This window comes from Actinoplanes sp. NPDC051346 (genome assembly GCF_040682215.1).
Classification (GTDB): Bacteria; Actinomycetota; Actinomycetes; order Mycobacteriales; family Micromonosporaceae; genus Actinoplanes.
Window position 1 is genome coordinate 111,072 of sequence record NZ_JBFBAJ010000016.1, and the last position, 18,312, is coordinate 129,383.

Sequence of the window (18,312 nt, forward strand, 5' to 3'; positions counted from 1 at the left end):
ACTCCTTAGTTGAGCTGGATGGGTTTGCCCTTGATGGCGGTCGCCGCGGTGCCGCTGATGGTGACCTGCGTACCGTCGATGTCGACCGTCTTGGCCTTGAGTTTCAAGCTGGTGCCGCCGTCGAGGGTGAGGCTGCCGCTCGGGCCCGCCTTGATCTCCACGGCGGTCTGCCCGGTGCACTCGATGACCAGCTTTCCGGGCCGTTCGGGTGCGCAGCGCAGAGTGACCGTGCCGGCCACCTGGTCCATGGCAAGAGAGAGCTGCTCGGTGCCGAGCACGAGGTTCGCCGCGGTGGGCCGGCCCTTCCCGCCCGCCGGCACCTCGTCGTGGAAGACCAGCCGACTGCCGGACGGCGTGATCAGCCCGCGCCGGGTCACCTCGCCGGTCTGGCCGACCGACTTCACCCCGGCCGCCCCGGGCTTGACCGACCCGCCCTGCCGGCCGTCCAGTCCGTAGCGGGTTCGCTGGCTGGGCAGGCTGCCCACCACGTACGGACGACGCGCGTCACCGAACTCGAACGCGACCAGCACCTGGTCGCCCGGCTCGGGCAGGAAGAACGCCCCGCCGGTCGGGCCGGCGAAGAGCTGACCGACCGGCGCCCAGTCCGTCTCGTGTTTCGGCGTGAGCCAGGGCAGCGCGAGGCGTACCCGGCCCAGGCCTTCCGGGTCGTTGACGTTGCTCACCACCCCGCAGACCACCCCGTCGATGCGGGCCGGGCCGACGCCGGCGCCACCGGCGTCGACGAGGCCCAGCAGCGAACGGTCCTGGGCACCGCCGACCGTGAACTCGGTCCGGTAGCCCTGCTCCGCCTCGTCGAAGACGTGCCGGGCCGCGCTCAGGGTCCAGGTGCCCGCGAACATCTTCGGCACCCCGTCGACCTTGACGGCCCGCCCGGCCACCAGCCGGGCGTCACCGAGCGCCTCCCCTTCCGCCTCGGCGAACGAGCCGCCCACGCTGGCGGCGAGACTCTCGGCCAGCTGCGCCACTGCGCCGATGGCCCGGCCGGGCACGGGCACGCCGCGTCCGACGAGGGCCCGCGCGAGGGGTTCTGGCGCTGGGCCGACGTTGCCGATCGCGTTCCCCCCGGCGGGCGGCGGCTTCGGCTGTGGACCAGGCCTGGCCACGAAGGTCTTCGCGACGGCGGCCGGGGTCTGGCCGGCCAGCTTGACCGCGTCCGCGGTGGTCGAGGTATGGCTCGCCACGACGGTCGCCGCCACCGGATCCCAGGCGCGCACCTCCACCTCGGGTGCGAGGTTGCCAGCGCTGATCCGGGGCAGGAAGCGGCGCAGGTTGCCGCGGAACGTCAGCGGCAGGGGCTGACCTGCACTCCGGACGGTGGCCGCGCGACGGAAGTAGAACTTCTCCCCATCGGCGCCGACCTCGAAGCCGATCTCCTGTGCCCGGGCGGTGAGGAATTCCCAGTCGGTCTGGTTGACCTGGGACAGAGGGGGCAACTCGCCGCCGGCCTTCTCGATCGTGCCGATCTTCAACCCGGCCGTGGTCGCCACCTCGCGGGCGATGTCGGAGTCCGTGTGCTTCGGGAAGGTGCGGGTCCGCCGGATCCGGTGCAGCCGGTGGTCATGGGTGTAGCCGCGCACCACCACGTATGCGGTGTAGTCCACGAACTGCCCCTCGATGGCGGTGACCTCGCCGCTGATCAGCCGAAGCTTGGCGGAGCTGTCCTGGGTCGTGGGCCCGAAGACCTGCACGGCCGCGCCGAGCTCCAGGCCGGCCAGTGCGGGCATGTCCCCACCCACGTCGGCGAACGTCAGCTCGAACATGTCCGGCACGGACGCCCGGGTGTCCACCACCACCCGGACCAGGCGTTCGGCCGCCTCGGCGGACAACGCCCGGCCGCCGGAACCGATGGTGATCCGGGCCCGCCGTGTCGCCGTTCTCCACAGCAGGTGCCGCATGTCCTTCCCGCTCATCCCGGCCCCCTACCGCCGCGTCCCGGCGGAGGCGCCCCGGGCCTGTGCGCGCATCGGGTCGTCGATCCCGTCGCCCTTGGCCCGCCTCTTCCACTCCGCCGGGTCGGTGTGCACCTGGCGGGCCCGCGGTCGCGCCGCCGTACTCTTCGGAAAGATCTCGCCGCCGATGACCATCAGGTCGAGGGCCGCCAGCGCCCGGATCGGCATGCCGTCGGCGGCAAAGCGGGTGAGATTGACGTCAAGCCGGCTCAGGTTGACGGCCATGGAGAGTTCCCCCCAGTTGAACGTCAGCGGGGGCAACAGAATGTCTTCGCCGGCCTGCCGTGTCGCATCGGACACCGGCGGTCCGGAAAATTCAATCAGCTTCTGTACGTCCTGAGCCACGCCGGCACCCACCAGGAGCACTTCCCCGGCCTTCACCCGCAGCGCGGTGTCCGAGGCGAACTCCACGCCCTTTTCCCCGATCATCTGGGCCGACCGCGTCGAACGGGAGATGCCCATCTTGGAGGGGTTGTAGGAGAAGGTGACCTTGTTCTGCTTGTTGTCCTTCGATGCGAGCGAGGCCGTGTTCGCCTTGGTCGGCAGCTCGAAAAAGCCCTCATGCACCAGCTCCAGCCGCTCCACCGCGACCTGGTTCGAATCCGCGCTGAGGTCCGGACCGCTCCAGGAGGACGGTCGAACGCCATAGAGCAGCCAGCTCCCGGCCTCTTCGTTGTCGGCATCGAGAACGGTGATCCGGGCGGTGCTCCGCTTGGCGTCGCCGGTGCCGTCCTTCCAGGACTCCAGCACCCCCATCAGCCACTGCTGCAACTGCTGGGAGGTCTCCTTGTGTACGGCCCGCTCCAGCACGATCGGCGCGTAGCTCACCACGCCGGGCAGGTAATACTGGCCGACGTAATCCCCGGTCACCCGCACCACGTCAGGCTTGAAGTCCGCACGCAATCCCCGACACGACCGCCAGAGACCGATCTTCACGTCGTCGATGGTCACCTCGAAGCGCATGGCGAGACCGAGCTTGAGGGTGTGCTTGACCCCCGGCCCGCTGCGGAACAGTTGAAGCAGCCCACCGGAGGCGAGACCCTGCGCGGTCTGGCTCGGGTCGCCCAGCATTCCGCCCAGGGTGCCCGCGGAGATGGCCGCCATCAGAGGGAGAACTTCATGTCGTCGTGGAGGAAGCCGGTATGCGCCAGCTCCAGGGTCTCCACGGCGACCGTGGACCGGCTCGGATCGAGCTCCGAAATGGACCATCCGACGGGAAAGAAATGCTTCAGGTCCCAGCCGACGATCTTCAGTCCCAGGCCGTCGACGAGCTGAATGGTTCCGCTCAGCGGTCGGTACTCCTCGACCTGCTGACAGAGCCATTCCTGCACGACCTGGGAGTCGAAGCAGACGGCCCGGCTGAGCTTGATCCGGCTGTACGACGGGTCGCCCACGTAGGAGAAGACCTCGTTGCTCTCGCCAACGCGATACTCGCAGACCTTCCAGTTCACCGAGAGCCCGGAAACCCGCGACCAGGAGCCCAGGTTGTACTTCTCGTCGTCGATCACCACGAGGTACCGGTGACTGACCCCGGTGATCTCGAGAAAGCCGCCCATGAACCGGGCCGCGGTGGAGAGACCGCCTGCCATCGTTCGCCCTCCTGTCTCCTCGCGCCCGGGGCGTGAAACCCCGGGCTATGACGTGTGTCCGGCCTCAGCGGAACGTGGTCAGTCGTCCCGATCGCTCGCGGTCGACCAGCAACTCCTGCCGGAGCCGGCCGCGGAGCCGCCCGTAGAGCCGCCCGGCAAGCTCCTCCAGGTCCTCCGGCCGTTCCAGGCTGACCACGCGGTCGGGCACCTGGTCGCGTACCCAGGACCGCAACCGCTTGGTGTCGTTGTCGAGCCGGGACAGGGTGGCCTGCTCGCGGTCAGCCATCGACCGCAGCTCGGTTCGGAGTCGCTCCACCGCGCTCCGCACCTCGGCGAGGCGGCGGTCCTGCCCCTCGGTCAAGAACGCCGGGGCGGTTGCTGGAGCAGCCCCGGGAGGCGAAACCGATCCGACGTCCTGGACGGATCCGGCGTCGTGGACCGGGGGTGACGCGGGGTTTGATCGTTGATCGGTGGGGCCAAACCCGCCGTGTTCGGCCTGGAGCAGCTCCCGTAGGTCGTGCAGCGTGTCCGCGGAGGTGTCGTGCGGCGCCCGCTGAATCGGGGTGCCCTGCGGCGCCTGCTGAATCGGGGTGTCCTGCGGCGCCTGCTGAATCGGGGTGTCCTGCGGCGCCTGCTGCATCGGGTGGATGGCCGGGCCGGCCGGTGGCCCGGCGCCGGCCGATGCCCGCCAGGTCAGCCCGCCACCGGGCGTGACCCCCCAGTTGCCGGGAAGACCACCAGTCGCACTGTCCAGCAGGGACACCGGCGGGGCTGACGAGGTCAGGTCGTCGGGAGAAGCACCACCAAAGGCGAACTCGGCCGCGAGAGCACGTGCCTCCAGGTCGCGTCCGGCGGCGGTCGACTCCCCAGGCGGGGTGCCGAGCGTCCGCTGCTGCACGACGTGAGCAAGTTCGTGGGCGAGCAGGGCCTGGGCCCGGGGCGCGTCGAGGGGACCGATCGAGTCCGGCACGAGTATCTCGCCGCCACGCGTGACGGCCCGGGCGCCGGCCCGCCGCACCACCTCGGTGGCGGCGGGGCCGGACCACACGGGAACGTTGGAGACGTCGACGCCGTAACGCTGGCGGAACCCCTCCACCAGCGCGGTGGGAACCGAAACCGGTGCCTCGAAGCCGACAACCGGCAGAGCACGCGCGGCCGCGGGGGGTGCGGGGGTTGGGGCGGGGGTGAGGGGTAACCGTGGGGGAAGATCCGGCAAGACCGCGCGGTAAACCAACGGCACGGACGCCAGCCGACCTAACTCATCCGGCACGCCCTCAACCGATCCCGCCGCACCGCCGACATTTGTCGCCGCGCCCTCAACCGATCCCGCCGCACTGCCGACTTTTGTCGCCGCGCCCTCAACCGATGGCGGCACACCCTCAACCGATGGCGGCACAGCCTCGACCGATGCCGCCGCACCCTCTGCCGTTGCCGATGCGCCTTCGACCGCCGCCTGCGCACCCTCAGCCGATGCCGATGCCGATGCCGCCGCACCCTCGACCGATGCCGATGCGCCCTCGGCCGGCGGCGATGCGCCCTCGGCCGGTGGCGATGCGCCCTCGACCGGTGGCGCGATTGGCCCTGGAGTGCCCTGCGGTTCTGGGGCGACGGTCGGCTCGAAGGTCACCGCTGGCTCCGGCGCGACGGCAGGTCCCGGCGTCGGAGATGCGGCCGGCTCCGTCGGCTCGGCCGATGTCTCGGAACGCCGGATCAGAAACCCGGCAAGCGGAGAAGAAGCGGATCCGGGAGGGGCCGGCTCTGTAGGGCTACTTGGAACATCAAGCGCGGCCGCGACCGGAGAAGCTGCTGGCGGGGCCTCCGCGGGTCGGGAATCTGCGGAGCTGGTCTTTGGAGGTCGGGCGACACGCCGTGGACCGGCAGAGACCACTTCGACCGGACGCACCGCAGCGGCCTCGGGCGGTGTGGTGTGCCGATTGGTTTGGCCAGGACGATCCGGAGACGCCGCCGGGGAATGCGCACCGCGCCGCACCGCCGTTTCGCCCGGGTCGGGTGGCCCGGCCGGGCCCGGTCCGGTCGGCGCCCGGGAGGTCTGCGCTGCTCGAGCTGGGTCCGCAGCTCGGCCGGCCTCCGCAGCTCGGCCGGCCTCCGCAGCTCGAGTGACCTGCGCAGCTCGGAAGACATCCTCGAATCCGGGCGGCGGCCAGACCTGGGCCGTGGGCAACCCGGCAATGGCGAACTGGGCAACCGTCGCGGCCGCAGTGGCGTCTTCCTCCTCGCCGAGCTCCGCACCAGGAGCAACGGCATCCATCGGAGCAAGCGGGTCGCCAACAACACCCGCCGAAGAAGGCAGGTCACCGACCTCACCCGCCGGAGGCGGCAGGTCACCCGCCGCGGAAAATGGGTCACCGACGCCACCCGTCCTAGAGAACGGGTCACCTACGGCAGCTGCCGGGTGGAGCTGCCCGCCAAAAGCGGCCGGGAACGCAACGGCATCCCCGGCCGGCCGGGGTGGGCCGGCCAGATCGCCGCCGGCCTCGGTCAGTGGGGTCCGGGCCTCGGCCCGGGTGGGCACCGCGCGCAGCACCCGACGATGTTGCGGTCGGACCGTCTCCGGCACCGTGCCGAGGTCTACCGCACTGGTCGGCGCTGCCTTCCCGGTGATGACGCGGGCAAGCGTGGCAAGCCCCGAGACCAGTCCGCGGGGTGCCGCGCCGCGGTCCAAGGCAGAGGGCTGCGCCGGCAAGGGCTCACTTCCCACTACCTGAGGTGCGGTGACGGTGACCATGGCCGTCAGCGGGACCACCGTCAGCGGTAGGGCCTCCGCTCGGGTCCAGTCCCGCCGCGAGGGCACCGGTGGGGGCACCTCGGCCGTGGGCCGGCGACGTGACCGGGACGGCTGACGGGGCCCGAACGGCCAGATCATGTTCCACCTTCTTCACAGTGCTGGTGCGGTGGCGCGGCGGAGTCTGCCGATCTCGGCGAGCAGTCGGGCCCGGTGCGGGTGTTCGAGATCGAGGATGCTGTCGAAGGACCAGTGGAGGTGGTTGGCGACGTACGCGACTTCCTCCCAGAGCCGTTCTGGCGCGTACGTCAGGATCCCCCCGGCGGGGACCCGGCCACGTCCACCGCGAATTCCGTGCCGCACTGTGGGCAGGCGACCTCCGCCTCGGTGTGGCCCTGCTGGTTGATCCGGCGGTAGAGGTCCTGGAGGAAGGCCAGATCCGAGGCGAACAGCCGCTCGATCACGGCGGTGTCGACCGCCCGCACCGCCCCGATCCGGGTGACCGTCTGGGCCAGCAGCAGCACGGTGAGAAACGCGGGATTCTGCCGTACCCGTGGATCGCCTTGGGGGTTGATCTCGTCGCGGCCGGTGGCGAGCCGCATGATCCCTTCGGTGTGCACCGAGCCCCGGTCGTCGACCAGGCCGCGAGGCAGCACGAACGGGTACTCGGTGCGCAGGCCCGCCGCCGGACCGGCGGCGGGCTCGGCGAGGCTAAATCTTGGCATTGGCGTCGAACAGGTCGTCGCACATCAGCGTGACGGTCTGGTAGACGATGTCGGTCGCACCGGCCTTGACGCCGCTGACCTCCACCTTCGACGGCCAGGCGTTGGACATCATGTAGGTGACCCGAGCGGCGCCGTTCAGGTCGTCGCCGGGCCCGTAGAGCTTCAGCGCGGCGTCCTTGTACGCGTCGTACATCAGGTTGCGGACCTTCTGGTGCCACAGCCAGAGTTCGCCGTTGAGGTCGAGCCCCCGCTTCAGGGTGATCGTCGGCGGCTTGGTCCGCCCGAAGTGCCGCGAGAAGACCGCGCCGGTGGAGCCGGCGGCCATGTATTCGGCGTTCTCGACCTCGCTGCTGATTCCCACCAGCTCGGCGAAGTTGATCGGTTCCATGCCGATCACCTCCAGCCGGAAGACGGCGGCGCTGATGATCTCGGTGCTCTTTTTTCCGTCCTGCGTTCCCTGACCGGCCATGTTCGTCCTTTGTCGTCTTGTTGTCGTTCAGGTCAGTTCTCGCCCGAGCCCTGGGAGAGCTGGGAGAGGCGGAACACCACGAATTCGGCCGGCTTGACCGGTGCGATGCCGATGTCCACCGTGAGGATTCCGGCGTCGAGGTTCTCGGGCGGGTTGTTCTCCGCGTCGCATTTGACGAAGAACGCCTCCGACCAGGTGTTGCCCATCAGAGCTCCGCTGCGCCAGACCCGGCGAAGGAACATCGTGATGACCCGGTTGACGGTGTCCCAGAGCCGGGGGTCGTTGGGCTCGAAGACCACCAGTTGGTGCCGAGGAGAATGGACTTCTCCACCCAGTTGAACAGCCGGCGCACGTTGAGATAGCGCCATTCGGCGTCGCTCGAGAGCGTACGGGCGCCCCAGATCCGGATGCCCTGTCCCGGGAAAGCCCGGATGCAATTGACGCCGACCGGGTTGAGCTGGTCGTGCTCGCCCTTGGTCAGCCCGCTCTCCAGGGCGAGCGCACCCCGGATGATCTCGTTCGCGGGCGCCTTGTGGACGCCTCGGGTGTCGTCGTTGCGGGCCCATACGCCGGCGACGTGGCCGCTAGGCGGCATGAAGATCGCCCGACCCTGCGCCGGGTCCATCACCTTCACCCAGGGCCAGTAGAGCGTCGCGTACTTGGAGTCGTACCCGGCGACGTCCATCCGCCATTCCTTGAGGCGCTGCGGGTGCAGCCCGGGAGGCGGGTCGAGGATGGCCACCCGGTCGCCCATCAGCTCACAGTGCGCGATCATCGCGAGCTGGACGGCCTTGAACGCCTCGTCGTCGATGGCGCCGCGCTGGTGGGCGGCCGCCAGGTCGGGCACGCACAGCATGGTGATGTCTTCGATCGCCTCCAGCCCGGCGAAGCCGGTCCGGTCGCTGACGTCGCCGACGTAGTCCTCGGCGCGTACCCGAAGGTCGCCGTTGGTCGTGGTGGCCGGCAGCGCGGGCGCGGCGAGGGTGATCTCGGCGCCGCGTCGGGGCGGGGCCAGGGTCGCGCCCTTGACCTCCTCGATCTGGATCAGCTTCGACTGCTGGCGTACGGCGGTGATCACGTTGCCGGCGCCACGCTTGGTGGTCAGGTTGTCGAGCGTCTCGACCGGCTTGCCGGCCTGCTTGACGACGAGCTTGAACGCCTCCTCGCCGCCCTCGGAAGCGTCCGCCACCTCGACGGAGATGTCCTGCCCTGCCCGGCCGGGCAGCGCGGACCGGACGGTGAAGGAGAGCCGGCCGTTGTCGCCGGCCGCCGGAAGGGCCGCCGACGCAAACCCATCTCCGGTCCCGGTCGCGGCGCCGTCACCGGCGGCCACGGACCCACCCACCCTGACGACGTACGCGGAACCGCCGCCGTTGAGGAAGTAGCCATAGACCGACAGCGGCAGGAAAGCCCCGGCCACGAAGCCACCGAAGGTACGGGTGTACTGCGTCCAGTTCGTGATCAGCGTGGGCTCGTCGACCGGGCCCTTCTCGGCGAAGCCGACGAAGGCGGCGACGGCGGTGCCGACGGCCTCGATCGGCCTCGATCCGGAGGAAGCCTCCTCCACGTAAACGCCCGGCGACAGATACGTCGGCATCGAACCTCCAGTACGACGATGTGATGCGGCGAGCATGCCGAGGCGCGGACGCCCGGCAAGCTGCCCGCCGGCCCGCTACCGGGGCAGGCAGTTCTGCACCGAAGGGCATCCGGCCTGCCCCGCCGCCGGGGGCGCGTCCGGGCGCCCGGACGGCAGGATGAGCGGATGATTTGGGATGTCGATCTGTCGATCCGTGCCTGGCTGGGCCACTACCTGCCGGCCGACGTGCCGGTCGTCTTCGACCCGCCGGACCGCTGCGCGCACCTGGAAGGCGACCGGGTCTCGGCGTTCCTGCTGGAGATCGAGGAGGACTCCACGGGCGTCTCGGCGACCTGGGAAGAGTTCCGCGACGCCGACGGCCAGCTGGTGGGCCGCCGTCCGCCGGGCCGGCGCTACCGCTTCAGCTACCTGCTGACCGCGTGGGCGGCGGACGTCGAACGGGAACACCGGCTGCTCGGCAATTTGCTGGTCGGCTGCGCGGGCTGCACGGCCGTGCCCACCGGATTCCTGACCGGCGCCCTGGCCCAGGTGGGTCAGCCGGTGATGGTGCGCAGTGCGCCGAGGCGCGACGGCGAGGCCGACGGCGCACGGGTGCTGCCCGGAGGGGTCATGCGGACGGGCCTGCACCTGCAACTGCTGGTCCCGGTGGTGCCCGAGACGTTGACGGACCTGGCGCCGCCGCCGCGCGAGGTCAGCGTCAACAGCAGTGGCCGACTGCCGGCCGCGCGGCGTCCCGGACGGGGGATCAGCGAGGCGAGCTGACGGCTGCCCGATAAGGAAGCCATGGCTGCCCCTTGGTGTTCCTCGAGCGCGATACTGCCGGCCCCGGCCGGCGATGACACTGCCCGGCATGAGCGTCGCTGTAGGACTTGCCGAGACCGACCTGACCGTCGCGCCGGGCGACGAGGTCGGTTGCACCGTACGGGTGCGCAACACCGCGTCCGTCGTCGATCAATTCACCCTGGACGTGGTCGGCGACGCCGAACCGTGGGCCCGGGTCGAACCGGCGACGATGAACCTGCTGCCCGGCACCGAGCAGGAGGCCCGGGTCACGTTCACTCCGCCGCGTTCGTCGAGCGTGCCGGCCGGCGACGTCGTCTTCGGCGTACGGATCCGTGGCCAGGAGGATCCGGCCGGCTCGGTGGTGGAGGAGGGCACGGTCACCGTGCTGCCCTTCGTGGAGCTGGCGACGGAGCTGGTGCCCCGGACCTCGCGGGCCCGCCGTACCGGCCGCCATCAGCTGGTGGTCGACAACACCGGCAACACCGAGAGCACGGTCGAGATCATGCCGGCCGATCCGGACCGGCTGCTGCGCTTTCGGGTACGGCCGACCGCACCGGTGCTGCGCCCGGGCACGGCGACGTTCGTCAAGCTGCGGGTACGGCCGAAGCGGCGATTTCTGCTCGGTCCCGACCGCAACCTGCCGTTCCAGGTGGCGGTCACCCGTCCCGGCGCCGAACCGCTCACCAGCGACGGAACGCTGGTCCAGCGGGCGGTGCTGCCCGCCGCGTCGCCCCGGGTGGCGCTGGTCGTCGTCGCCGTGGCCGTCGCGCTGGTGGCGCTGTGGTTCGCCGTACTCAAGCCGACCGTGCAGTCCACCGCCAAGCAGGCCGCCGAGGTGCAGACCAAACAGCTGAGCCAGGAGGTGGCCGAGGTCAAAACCCAGGCCAGCGAGGCGGCGCAGACCGCCGAGAAGGTGGAAAAGGCGGTCGCCGACGGAGCCGCCGCCGCGAAGCCGAAGCCCAGCGCCTCGGCGAAGCCCGCCGCCACCAAGGACACCAGCCCGGACGGGACCCTGCAGAACGCCGATCCGAAGACCGCCACGGACTTCCGCGTGGCGATCAAGGCGTCGCCGACCACCTCCGACCAATTCACCCTCTCCGAATACAAGCCGGCCGACAAGAAGGTGCTCTGGGTGACCGACATCGTGTTGCAGAATCCGTACGGTGACGCGGGCGTCCTGCAGGTCCGCCGCGGGGACGCGGTCCTGTTGGAGACCGGGCTGAACAACTTCCGGGATCTGGACTACCACTTCGTCCAGCCCCTGCGTTTCTCCACCGAGCAGCCGGTGACCATCGCCGTCAAGTGCGCCAATCCCGGCACCACGGCCTGCTCCCCGGCCGTCTACTTCGCCGGCCAGCTCGTGCCGGTCCCGCCGTCGCCGAGCCCCTCCGCCAGCCGATGACGGCGCCCGGCCCTTGCGTGATCCCGGTACTCACGGCGGTGCGCTCTCGTGATCCTCTCTCCCAGGCCGGGGTGATGGACCAGCTCGACACCATCCCACCGGAGGAGACCGACAGCGACCAGCCCGTGGTGGTGGTGACCGGCCATGACGTCGCACCGGACGTACTGGTGATCGTCGGCGACACCGTGGACGACTGGCTGCTGGCACAACTCGCCGCCGTGACTTCCGCCCCCGCGCCCCGACCGGTGCTGGTGGTGGAGCAGGTCGACGACACCGCCGGGCTGCACGTCATCGAGGCGGGCGGCCTGCACCTCCTACGCCGCGACGAGTGCACCGCCACCCTGCTGCGCTCCGTGGTCCGCGCCGCCGTACGCGGCGAGGCGCGGCTCCCCAACGACCTGCTCAGCTCGCTGCTGACCCGGATGGGCCGGACCCAGCGGGAGGTGCTGGCACCGCGAGGCCTGACCCTGCTGCCACTGTCGCCACGCCAGCTCGCCGTGCTCCGGATGATCGCCGAGGGCACCGACATCGCGTCGATCGCCCGGGAACTGTCCTACTCGGAACGGAGCATCAAACACATCGTGCACGAGATCACCGAACAGCTCGGCGTTCGCAACCGTACGCAGGCAGTGGCGCACGCGATCCGCGCGGGACTGATCTGACATGGGCGTTCCCGCGGCGAAGCTCGGCGACAAGGTCGTCGGCACGGACATCCACATCGTCATGATGCCGTCACCCGGCGGACCGGTGCCGACCCCGACCCCGATGCCGTTCGTAGGCACCATCGTCACCGGATGCAGCACCGACGTCCTGATCGAGGGCAAGCCGGCCGCCGTGGTGGGCAGCGGCGCGGTGAACGCACCGCCGCACCTGCCGACGGGCGGCCCCTTCCAGTCGCCGCCGAACAACCAGGGCACGATCATCGTGGGAAGTCCTACGGTGCTGATCAACGGCAAGCCGGCGGCCCGGAACGGCGACAAGGTGAACACCTGTAACGACCCGGCGCCGGCGCCGACGAGCACCGTCATCGCTGTCGGACAGGTGCTGATCGGCTGAGGCCGGCGGCCTTGTGCCGGCGGGCTTGTGCCGGCGGGCTTCAGCGTCGGCGGGTGAAGACGCCTGGTTGGGCGGTCGGGGTCTGCACCAGGAAGGATCCGCTGGTCACCTCGCCCACGCCCGGCACCGAGGCGACCGCCCTCCGGGGGCCGGCGATCCCATCCTCGAAGACCATCATCGGCACGGCGAACGCACCGGTCGCGTCGGCGACGACGCTCACCGCACCGCTCCCGTTGGTCCACTCGATCGAAACGGTGCCGCCGGGCGGGAACCCGCGGCCAAGGCCGTTGATCACCTGGTCGGGCCGCCCGACACCCGGGTTGAACTGCAAGGTGGGGCTGCGCCCGGCGACGGTCAGCGTCAACGCCTGCGCGGCCTGCCCACCGGTGTCGGTGGCGCTGGTCAGGTGAAGCACCGAGGTGGCGACGCCGATCTGCTGAGGAGTCGCACCGACGCTGACCACGCAGGACGTCGCCACCGGGAGCGTGTCGCCGCAGGTGGAACCGTCCAGCGCGAAGACCGCCGGTGTCACCGGCTCCTCCGCGAGCGCGGCGCTGATGGTCAACGGGTAGTCACCGACGTTGGTCAGGGTCACCGCCCGTGCGGGGGCGGCCGTGCCGAGGGGCACCTCGCCGAGGTCGACCAGGGTGGTGTCGGAGTGCAGCACCGGCACGTCCGGCGCGGCCCCGGTCACCCGCACCGCGATTCGCTCCGGCTCGCCCACGACGCCGTCGACAGTCACCTGCAGTTCACAGGCGTACTCCCCGTTTCGGGCCTTGGGATCGACCGCCACAGACAACGTGAGGTCGACGGCCGCGCCGCTATCGACCGTACTTGTATCGGGCGAGACGGTGGCCGAGAGCGCCGGGTCGCACCGGGTGATCCGGGCTTCGACGGTGGCCTGGATCGCGCGGATGCCGGTCAGGATGGCGCTCGCGACCGCGGCCGGTTCGGCTGCCTGCAGCAACACGCCGCCGGTCCGTACGGTGATCTCGGTGAACTGCCCCTTTTCGTCCAGACCGGGCCGACCGGACCGGGTGATGTCCACCGCCACCACCCGGATTCCCCGGGCGATCAGCGCATCGATCGTGCTGGCCAGGTCATGACCGCCGCTGGGATTGTGCGAGGGGGCATCACCGAAGATCACCACGATCGGGCTGCTCCCCTCCCGCAGCGCGACCGCGCCGGTGGCGATCGCGTACAGCGCGTTCAACCCGGCCTCGGGTGTGTCGCCGCCACCTTCGGCAGCCCATGCGTTGACGCCCTGCTGCACGGCCGCGACGTCAGCCGTCAGATCCTGTCGCAGCAGGAACGCGTACTCGTCGGTCATGTCGCGAAACTCAGCGACCGCAAAGCGGGCGTCCGGCTGCGCCGTCTTGATGTCCTCGACGAGTCGACCGGCATTGACCCGGACGTTGTTCAACGCGGCCTGCATGCTGGCGGTGGTGTCGGCGAGCAGCACCACGTCCGGCCGCGGCGGGATGGTGGCGGTGGTGATGCCCCGGACGACCACGGCCGATCCGCCCGGGGTCAGACCGAGAACCGCGCCGGCCGGTTCCCCGACCGGTAGTGCGTCCGAACCCGCCACGCTGATCTCGAAGGCCGGGCCAGCGGCGGGCTCGGGCGGCTTCCGCAATCCCGCGTACGCCGGGGGAGCGCTGGCCACCAGCAGGGCCAGCAGGGCCACCGCCGACGCAGCGCGAAGCGAACGGAACGCCGATTCCACCATGACCGGCAGTCAAGTCGGCGTACCTCGCCTGACCGACACCGAGCGGGCATCCCGGGGTGCAATCCACACTGCCCGTACGGGCAATCTCCACACCCGCCGGCGGCAGACCCGTGTGCGGGGCGGTCACCCCCGTTCCCCATTGACCGCCCCACACTCTGGGTGGCTTGCTCGCCGTGTGGCCAGACTAAGATCGCTCGCGATTGTTCGGTCCGCGGCGACAACCGAACAAACAAACACGGAACAATCCCGTCCGCGGCACACGGCCCGCTGACCTGGGCATTCGCCGCCGTGTCAAGACGACGGCGCGGCGCCCGGTCACTCGGCAGTTGTCGAGCGGGCACTGGCCGACACCACCCGAGGGGAGGGACCGCAGTGGCACGGCGCGAGCGGGTGTTGGACCCCACCGATGGTCCGGTCCAACGGTTCGCCGCCGGCCTCCGCGATCTGCGGGAGAGCGCGGGCCGGCCCGGCTATCGGGACCTGGCCCAGCGGGCGCACTTCTCGGTCACCACATTGTCCGTGGCCGCCGCCGGGCGCCAGTTACCCAGCCTCGCGGTGGCGCTGGCCTACGTGGAGGCGTGCGGCGGTGACCGGGCGGCGTGGGAGCAGCGGTGGCGGGAAACCGTGGCCGAGCTCGCCGAACTGGACGGCGGCGAGAAGACCAACGCGGGTGCAGAGCCCCCGTATCGCGGCCTCGCCTCCTACGAACCCGACGACGCGGCCTGGTTCTTCGGCCGGGAGCGGCTGGTGAACGAGCTCCTCGACAGCTTGGCATCGCGGCGCGTGCTGGCGGTGTTCGGTGCGTCGGGTAGCGGCAAGTCTTCGGTGCTGCGTGCGGGTGTGCTGCCCAGGGTGACCGAGGGTGCTCTGTCCTCGGAGTCGGGGACGGGATGGCCGACAGCGCTGATGACACCGGGCGCCGACCCGGTGGCCGAGTTGGCTCGCGCGGTGGCCGCATCGCTGCCCGGCGGGGCGACAGACCTGGCGAAGAACCTGGCGATGCACCGCTCGACGGCTTTGGCGACCGAGCTGGTGCACGATCCGGGTGCTGTGGACGTGGCTGTGCGCGAGGCGTTGGCCGGCGAACCGGACGACGTGGAACTGCTGCTGGTAGTGGATCAGTTCGAAGAGGTCTTCACCCTCTGCGTTGATGAGTCCCGGCGCAGAGCCTTCTTCGCCGCACTGCTGGGCGCCGCGCGTTCGCAGGGCAGCCGCCTCCGGGTGGTGTTGGGGATCCGGGCGGACTTCTACGCACGGTGTGCCCAGTACCCGGATCTCGTGACCGCGTTGCGCGACTCGCAGTCGATGGTCGGGCCGATGAGCGCAGCGGAGCTGCGTGATGCCCTGGTTCGTCCCGCCGAGCGGGCCGGTCTGCGGGTCGAGGGCACGTTGGTGACCACCGTCGTGGCGCAGCTGTCGAACCGGCCGGGCGCCCTGCCGCTGGCCTCGCACGCGATGGTGCAGGCGTGGCAGCGCCGGCGAGGAACGACAGTGACGCTGGCCGGCTATGAAGCTGCCGGCGGCGTGGACGGTGCCATCGCGCAGAGCGCGGAAGCGATCTACACCGCGCTCGGGCCGGCACGGCAGCGCACCACCAGGCGGGTCCTGCTACGGCTGGTGGACAGCGGCGACGATGCCCTGGTCACCCGGCGCCGCGTCACGCGGGCGGAGTTCGACGACGACGATCCTGACGTGTCGACGGTGATCGACCGGCTGGCCACCGCACGGCTGCTGACCGTCACCCAGGACACGGTGGAGATCACTCACGAGGCGTTGGTGCAGGCCTGGCCGCGGCTGCGCGGCTGGATCGACGACGACTACGAGGGTCTGCGGCTGCACCGACTGCTGACCCACGCCGCCGCGGATTGGGAGTCGCTGGGCCGCGACGAAAGCGCCCTGTACCGGGGGACCCGCCTTGCCCGCGCGAGCGAGTGGCGTACCGAAAATCCTGACGCGGTCACCGCCCGGGAGCGAGACTTCCTGGACCGGAGCCTCGCCATGCAGGACCGGGCCCGGACCACCCGCCAACGACGGCGGCACACGCTCCTTGCCGGGCTTCTCGCCGTCGTCGTCGTGGTCAGCGTCCTTGCTGTCGCCGCATGGGTGCAGGCATCGCGGGCGCAACGCCAACACGATCTGGCCCTGTCACGCCAGCTCGCCGCGCAAAGCCAGAACCTCAATCTCAGTCATCCCATCACCGCACGACGCCTCGCCAGCGCGGCTTGGATGGTCGCCCCCACCGACGAAGCACGCGACGCCCTGACCGGCATGCTCGCTCAGCAACGCGAAGCTCTCATCGGCCACACCGATGACCTGCGGGGCGTGGCGTTCAGCCCCGACGGCGGGCTGCTCGCCACCGCCGGTTACGACCAGACGATCCGGCTGTGGGACCCCCGCACCCGTCAACCGGTCGGGAACCCGCTCACCGGCCACACCGACTCCATCGAGGCCTTGGCGTTCGGTCCGGACGGCACCCTGCTCGCCACCGCCAGCGTCGACGACACGGTCCGGCTGTGGAATCCCCGCACCGGCCAGCAGGTCGGGGATCCCCTCATCGGCCACACCGACGACGTGCTGGCCGTGGCGTTCAGCCCCGACGGCAGGCTGCTCGCCACCGCCGGTTACGACCGAACGATCCGGCTGTGGGACCCCCGCACCGGCCAACCGATCGGAGGCCCCCTCACGGGCCACACCGATGCCGTGCTGGGCATCGCGTTCAGCCCCGACGGCACGATGCTCGCCACCAGCAGCTACGACAACACGGTCCGCCTGTGGAACCCCCGCACCCGCCAACCGATGGGTAGCCCCCTCACCGGCCACAACGACGAGGTGTGGAGCCTGGCGTTCAGCCCCGACGGCACAATGCTCGCCACCACCAGCTCTGACGCCACGGCCCGCCTGTGGAACCCCCACACCGGCGAACCGATCGGAGACCCCCTCACCGGCCACACCGACCCCGTGCTGGCCGTCGCGTTCAGCCCCGACGGCAGAAAGCTCGCCACCACCGGCTCAGACGCCACGGTCCGCCTGTGGAACTCCCACAACGGCCAACCGATCGGCGATCCCTTCACCGGCCACACCGACGACGTGGGTGCTGTGGCGTTCAGCCCCGACGGCACAATGCTCGCTACCGGCAGCGACGACTCCACGGTTCGGCTGTGGAGTCTCCGCACCGGCCAACCGATCGACGGCCCCATCTCCGGCCATGCCGGCCCAGTGACGGATGTGGCATTCAGTCCCGACGGCACAGAGCTCGCCACCACCGGCGTCGATGAGACTGCCCGACTGTGGGATTCCCGCACCGGCCAACCGGCGGGAAGACCTCTCACCGGCCACACTGAAGACGTACTCGCTGTGGCCTACAGCCCCGACGGCAAGATGGTCGCCTCCGGCGGCATCGATCACACGGTCCGACTATGGAACCCCCTTACCGCCCAACCTGTCGGAAAGCCACTCGACCTTCACCACGGCCACGTGCTGGGTGTGGCATTCAGCCCCGACGGCACGCTGCTCGCCTCGGCCAGCTCCGACCGAACGGTCCGGCTGTGGGATCCCCACACCGGCCAACCCGTCGGAAAACCCCTCACCGGCCACACCGACGAGGTGTACGGAGTCGCGTTCAGCCCAGACAGCACGCTGCTCGCCTCCGCCAGCGCCGACCAGACGGCCCGACTGTGGAATCCCCGCACCGGCCAACCGATCGGAGGTCCCCTCACCGGCCACACCGGCCTCGTGATGGACGTCGCGTTCAGCCCCGACGGAAACTTGCTCGCCACCACCAGTTACGACGACACCATCCGCTTGTGGAATCCTCACACCGGCCAACCGGTCGGTGGTCCCCTCACCGGCCACACCGACGACGTATGGAGTGCGGCGTTCAGCCCCGACGGCACATTGCTTGCCACCACCAGTGCTGACGAGACGGCCCGGCTGTGGAATCCCCGCACCGGCCAACTCGTCGGCGGCCCCCTCACCGGCCACTCCGGCCCCGTGACGGATCTGGCGTTCAGCCCCGACGGCACCCGCCTCGCTACGACCAGTACCGACGACACGATCCGCCTGTGGGACAGGGCCCTGTATGAACATCCGCTCCGGGAGCTCTGCACTCGCTTCGGCCTGCCGAACGCCAAGGAATGGTCCACCTACGCTCCCCAAGAACCGATGCCGACCACCTGCCGGGAGACCCCATAAGGTCTTTTGCCGCGACGTGTCGCTGCCGCGCGACCCGATCTCGGACGGCCGTGAAAGC

The 18,312-nt window shown here is 70.4% G+C and carries 16 protein-coding genes; 6 read left to right on the top strand and 10 right to left on the bottom strand.

Going from position 1 to position 18,312, the window contains the following annotated elements; translation table 11 throughout:
- Positions 1-5 precede the first annotated feature (5 nt).
- From AB0M36_RS32010 to AB0M36_RS32025, 4 genes are all read right to left on the bottom strand, one after another.
- Positions 6-1,931, bottom strand: coding sequence for a phage baseplate assembly protein V (locus AB0M36_RS32010; protein WP_364165206.1), 1,926 nt, complete (start codon positions 1,929-1,931; stop codon positions 6-8).
- Between the two features lie 9 nt (positions 1,932-1,940).
- On the bottom strand, positions 1,941-2,933 hold the full coding sequence (locus tag AB0M36_RS32015) for a phage tail protein (RefSeq protein WP_364165209.1): 993 nt from the start codon (positions 2,931-2,933) through the stop codon (positions 1,941-1,943).
- A gap of 140 nt (positions 2,934-3,073) precedes the next feature.
- The gene (locus AB0M36_RS32020; RefSeq protein WP_364165212.1) at positions 3,074-3,559 is read right to left on the bottom strand and encodes a phage tail protein; all 486 of its coding nucleotides are present in this window, start codon (positions 3,557-3,559) and stop codon (positions 3,074-3,076) included.
- Between the two features lie 64 nt (positions 3,560-3,623).
- Positions 3,624-5,549 carry a DUF4157 domain-containing protein gene (locus AB0M36_RS32025; RefSeq protein WP_364165215.1) on the bottom strand — a complete coding sequence of 642 codons (1,926 nt, stop codon included), beginning with the start codon at positions 5,547-5,549 and terminating at the stop codon, positions 3,624-3,626.
- On the opposite strand from AB0M36_RS32025, the gene AB0M36_RS32030 reads away from it, so the two are divergent.
- A complete protein-coding gene (locus AB0M36_RS32030; protein ID WP_364165218.1) occupies positions 5,532-6,335 on the top strand; it encodes a hypothetical protein in 804 nt (267 codons plus the stop codon). The two genes, AB0M36_RS32025 and AB0M36_RS32030, sit on opposite strands and share 18 nt — an antisense overlap.
- Positions 6,336-6,455: 120 nt before the next feature.
- Here the strand turns inward: AB0M36_RS32030 and AB0M36_RS32035 are convergent, their stop codons facing one another.
- Genes AB0M36_RS32035 through AB0M36_RS32055 form a run of 5 tightly spaced genes read right to left on the bottom strand, consistent with a single transcriptional unit; the run spans position 6,456 to position 9,093 of the window.
- On the bottom strand, positions 6,456-6,665 hold the full coding sequence (locus AB0M36_RS32035) for a DUF6760 family protein (RefSeq protein ID WP_364165221.1): 210 nt from the start codon (positions 6,663-6,665) through the stop codon (positions 6,456-6,458).
- A complete protein-coding gene (locus AB0M36_RS32040; protein WP_364165224.1) occupies positions 6,611-7,027 on the bottom strand; it encodes a hypothetical protein in 417 nt (138 codons plus the stop codon). Before AB0M36_RS32040 ends, AB0M36_RS32035 begins: the two co-directional genes overlap by 55 nt.
- Positions 7,014-7,496, bottom strand: a complete 483-nt coding sequence (locus AB0M36_RS32045; RefSeq protein WP_364165227.1) for a phage tail protein — start codon at positions 7,494-7,496, stop codon at positions 7,014-7,016. The genes AB0M36_RS32040 and AB0M36_RS32045 overlap by 14 nt, the downstream gene beginning before the upstream one ends.
- Positions 7,497-7,528: 32 nt before the next feature.
- Positions 7,529-7,738 carry a hypothetical protein gene (locus AB0M36_RS32050; RefSeq protein ID WP_364165230.1) on the bottom strand — a complete coding sequence of 70 codons (210 nt, stop codon included), beginning with the start codon at positions 7,736-7,738 and terminating at the stop codon, positions 7,529-7,531.
- The gene (locus AB0M36_RS32055; protein WP_364165232.1) at positions 7,702-9,093 is read right to left on the bottom strand and encodes a phage tail sheath subtilisin-like domain-containing protein; all 1,392 of its coding nucleotides are present in this window, start codon (positions 9,091-9,093) and stop codon (positions 7,702-7,704) included. The genes AB0M36_RS32050 and AB0M36_RS32055 overlap by 37 nt, the downstream gene beginning before the upstream one ends.
- A 165-nt stretch (positions 9,094-9,258) precedes the next feature.
- Here AB0M36_RS32055 and AB0M36_RS32060 point away from each other — a divergent pair, with 165 nt between their 5' ends.
- From AB0M36_RS32060 to AB0M36_RS32075, 4 genes are all read left to right on the top strand, one after another.
- On the top strand, positions 9,259-9,855 hold the full coding sequence (locus AB0M36_RS32060; protein ID WP_364165235.1) for a Pvc16 family protein: 597 nt from the start codon (positions 9,259-9,261) through the stop codon (positions 9,853-9,855).
- 88 nt (positions 9,856-9,943) lie between these two features.
- Positions 9,944-11,278, top strand: coding sequence for a hypothetical protein (locus tag AB0M36_RS32065; RefSeq protein WP_364165238.1), 1,335 nt, complete (start codon positions 9,944-9,946; stop codon positions 11,276-11,278).
- A gap of 74 nt (positions 11,279-11,352) precedes the next feature.
- The gene (locus tag AB0M36_RS32070) at positions 11,353-11,940 is read left to right on the top strand and encodes a LuxR C-terminal-related transcriptional regulator (RefSeq protein WP_364165240.1); all 588 of its coding nucleotides are present in this window, start codon (positions 11,353-11,355) and stop codon (positions 11,938-11,940) included.
- Position 11,941: 1 nt separating this feature from the next.
- Positions 11,942-12,334 carry a PAAR domain-containing protein gene (locus AB0M36_RS32075; protein ID WP_364165243.1) on the top strand — a complete coding sequence of 131 codons (393 nt, stop codon included), beginning with the start codon at positions 11,942-11,944 and terminating at the stop codon, positions 12,332-12,334.
- A 40-nt stretch (positions 12,335-12,374) separates the two neighbouring features.
- Here AB0M36_RS32075 and AB0M36_RS32080 read toward each other — a convergent pair whose 3' ends face one another.
- Positions 12,375-14,063, bottom strand: a complete 1,689-nt coding sequence (locus tag AB0M36_RS32080; protein ID WP_364165246.1) for a choice-of-anchor D domain-containing protein — start codon at positions 14,061-14,063, stop codon at positions 12,375-12,377.
- A 372-nt stretch (positions 14,064-14,435) separates the two neighbouring features.
- Here AB0M36_RS32080 and AB0M36_RS32085 point away from each other — a divergent pair, with 372 nt between their 5' ends.
- The gene (locus AB0M36_RS32085) at positions 14,436-18,254 is read left to right on the top strand and encodes a hypothetical protein (RefSeq protein ID WP_364165249.1); all 3,819 of its coding nucleotides are present in this window, start codon (positions 14,436-14,438) and stop codon (positions 18,252-18,254) included.
- Positions 18,255-18,312: the final 58 nt, after the last annotated feature.

What these genes read in the sequence shown, in the direction of transcription:
- AB0M36_RS32010 (WP_364165206.1), bottom strand. Translation starts at nt 1,931, where the DNA reads ATGAGCGGGAAGGACATGCGGCACCTGCTGTGGAGAACGGCGACACGG.
- AB0M36_RS32015 (WP_364165209.1), bottom strand. Translation starts at nt 2,933, where the DNA reads ATGCGCTTCGAGGTGACCATCGACGACGTGAAGATCGGTCTCTGGCGG.
- AB0M36_RS32020 (WP_364165212.1), bottom strand. Translation starts at nt 3,559, where the DNA reads ATGGCAGGCGGTCTCTCCACCGCGGCCCGGTTCATGGGCGGCTTTCTC.
- AB0M36_RS32030 (WP_364165218.1), top strand. Translation starts at nt 5,532, where the DNA reads ATGCGCACCGCGCCGCACCGCCGTTTCGCCCGGGTCGGGTGGCCCGGC.
- AB0M36_RS32040 (WP_364165224.1), bottom strand. Translation starts at nt 7,027, where the DNA reads ATGCCAAGATTTAGCCTCGCCGAGCCCGCCGCCGGTCCGGCGGCGGGC.
- AB0M36_RS32045 (WP_364165227.1), bottom strand. Translation starts at nt 7,496, where the DNA reads ATGGCCGGTCAGGGAACGCAGGACGGAAAAAAGAGCACCGAGATCATC.
- AB0M36_RS32050 (WP_364165230.1), bottom strand. Translation starts at nt 7,738, where the DNA reads ATGTTCCTTCGCCGGGTCTGGCGCAGCGGAGCTCTGATGGGCAACACC.
- AB0M36_RS32055 (WP_364165232.1), bottom strand. Translation starts at nt 9,093, where the DNA reads ATGCCGACGTATCTGTCGCCGGGCGTTTACGTGGAGGAGGCTTCCTCC.
- AB0M36_RS32060 (WP_364165235.1), top strand. Translation starts at nt 9,259, where the DNA reads ATGATTTGGGATGTCGATCTGTCGATCCGTGCCTGGCTGGGCCACTAC.
- AB0M36_RS32065 (WP_364165238.1), top strand. Translation starts at nt 9,944, where the DNA reads ATGAGCGTCGCTGTAGGACTTGCCGAGACCGACCTGACCGTCGCGCCG.
- AB0M36_RS32070 (WP_364165240.1), top strand. Translation starts at nt 11,353, where the DNA reads ATGGACCAGCTCGACACCATCCCACCGGAGGAGACCGACAGCGACCAG.
- AB0M36_RS32075 (WP_364165243.1), top strand. Translation starts at nt 11,942, where the DNA reads ATGGGCGTTCCCGCGGCGAAGCTCGGCGACAAGGTCGTCGGCACGGAC.
- AB0M36_RS32080 (WP_364165246.1), bottom strand. Translation starts at nt 14,063, where the DNA reads ATGGTGGAATCGGCGTTCCGTTCGCTTCGCGCTGCGTCGGCGGTGGCC.